Origin of the sequence: Bradyrhizobium sp. PRIMUS42 (genome assembly GCF_023006515.1) — a bacterium.
Classification (GTDB): domain Bacteria; phylum Pseudomonadota; class Alphaproteobacteria; order Rhizobiales; family Xanthobacteraceae; genus Bradyrhizobium.
In genome coordinates this window covers 1-1,556 of record NZ_JALBGZ010001065.1, presented here as the reverse complement: position 1 = coordinate 1,556, position 1,556 = coordinate 1, and the positions used below count along the sequence as shown (strand labels likewise).

General features: G+C 65.2%; 2 protein-coding genes and 1 pseudogene. 1 reads left to right on the top strand and 2 read right to left on the bottom strand.

The window, feature by feature from the left end; genetic code table 11:
* Positions 1–235 (top strand): annotated as a pseudogene (locus MOV75_RS37565) (hypothetical protein); the annotation flags it as partial.
* A 214-nt stretch (positions 236–449) separates the two neighbouring features.
* Here the strand turns inward: MOV75_RS37565 and MOV75_RS37560 are convergent.
* Complete coding sequence (locus tag MOV75_RS37560) at positions 450–1,256, bottom strand: SDR family NAD(P)-dependent oxidoreductase (protein ID WP_246931308.1); 807 nt, start codon at positions 1,254–1,256, stop codon at positions 450–452.
* An 89-nt stretch (positions 1,257–1,345) separates the two neighbouring features.
* Positions 1,346–1,556, bottom strand: a 211-nt coding sequence (locus MOV75_RS37555) for a DUF1850 domain-containing protein (RefSeq protein WP_247007932.1), incomplete at its 5' end; no start/stop codon positions are given.

Here is a 1,556-nt window from a genome sequence, read left to right as displayed (position 1 = left end):
GCCTCCGGGACCGCCCGGTCCGCCGCCCGTGCCGGTGACGATCGCGCCGGCTGTCGTCGCATCGCTCCTGCTCGTCGTCGCCATGGTGCGCGACTGGCGCAACGAAGGCCGCGTGCATCCGGTCTATATCTATGGCACGCTCGCGCTGCTGACGGTGAAGGTGCTGAACTGGCCGATCAGCGAGACCGCGGTCTGGCATTCGTTCGCCGGCGGGATTCTGGCGCTGGCGCAGTAGGCACCAAGAACTCCGCTGTCGTCCCGGACAAGCGCAGCTCTTGGCAACGCGAAGCGTTGTCAGGGCGGAGCGCTGATCCGGGACCCATAACCACAGGGAGATGTAATTACAGTGACTCGGAGTTACGGGTCTGCAAACTCACTCTACCTGTGATTATGGGTCCCGGGTTCGCGCCTTGCGCGCCCCGGGACGACAGCGGAGTGTGAGGCGGCGCCTACGCCCCTGCCTTGCAGGTGATCCCGCCATCCACTACCAGCTCGATCCCCGTCACATATTTCGAATCGTCCGAGGCCAGGAACAATGCGGCGTTGGCGACGTCAAAGGCATCGCCCATGTGCCCCATCGGCACTTGTGCGTCGCGGGCGCGCCACATCGCTTCGACGTCGCCCTTGGCGTAGCTGGCGGCGAGGCCTGCGGAATGTTCGACCATCGGCGTCTTCATCAGGCCGGGCAGGATCGCGTTGACGCGCACATGGTGGCGCGCGAACTCGATCGCCGTGGTGCGCGTCATCTGGTTCATCGCCGCCTTCGAGGTGCCGTAGGTGACGTAGGAGATGCCCATGTGGCGGATCGAGGCGATCGAGGAGATGTTGATGATCGAACCGCCGCCCTGCTTCACCATGATAGGGATGACGTGCTTCATGGCGAAATAGGCGCTCTTGAGGTTGACGCTGAAGACGCGGTCCCAGCTCTCCTCGGTCACCTCGACCACGCTGCCCATCTCGGCGATGCCGACATTGTTGTCGAGCACGTCGATGCGGCCATAGGCCTTGAGGCACGCCGCCACCATCGCCTCGACCTCGCTCGCCCGCGAGACGTCGGCGGTGAACGCGGTGGCCTTGCCGCCTTCACCGGTGATGATCTTTGCGGTCTCCTCGGCCGCAGTGCCGTTGCGATCGACGCAGAACACCTGCGCGCCCTCGCGCGCGAAGGTCACCGCGGTCGCCTTGCCGTTGCCCCAGCCGGGACCGATCGAGCCGGCCCCCACCACCATCGCAACCTTGCCCTTGAGCCGATCCATCGCGTTTCTCCCGTTTGTTGTTCTTGTAGCCCGGATGAGCGCAGCGATATCCGGGGACAGTGGTCCCGCATGTCGCTCCGCTCGTGCGGCTACGGATTGTCGCAAACTTTCATCGTCGTGACGTTAGCACCGATGGGATGCCCGACAATCTCCGACAGCGTCCGGCACTTTCCATCATGGCACAGCCGCCACTCCCCCGCCGCGCCGGAATTGCCGAGCACGACCTCCTGCATCGGCGCCCGCTTCGGCTGCCACTGAAACCAGCCGTCGACGAGCCGTGCCTCGGGCGGCGGCTCCATG

Coding starts and splice junctions, on each gene's coding strand:
- MOV75_RS37560 (WP_246931308.1), bottom strand. CDS start 1,256: ATGGATCGGCTCAAGGGCAAGGTTGCGATGGTGGTGGGGGCCGGCTCG.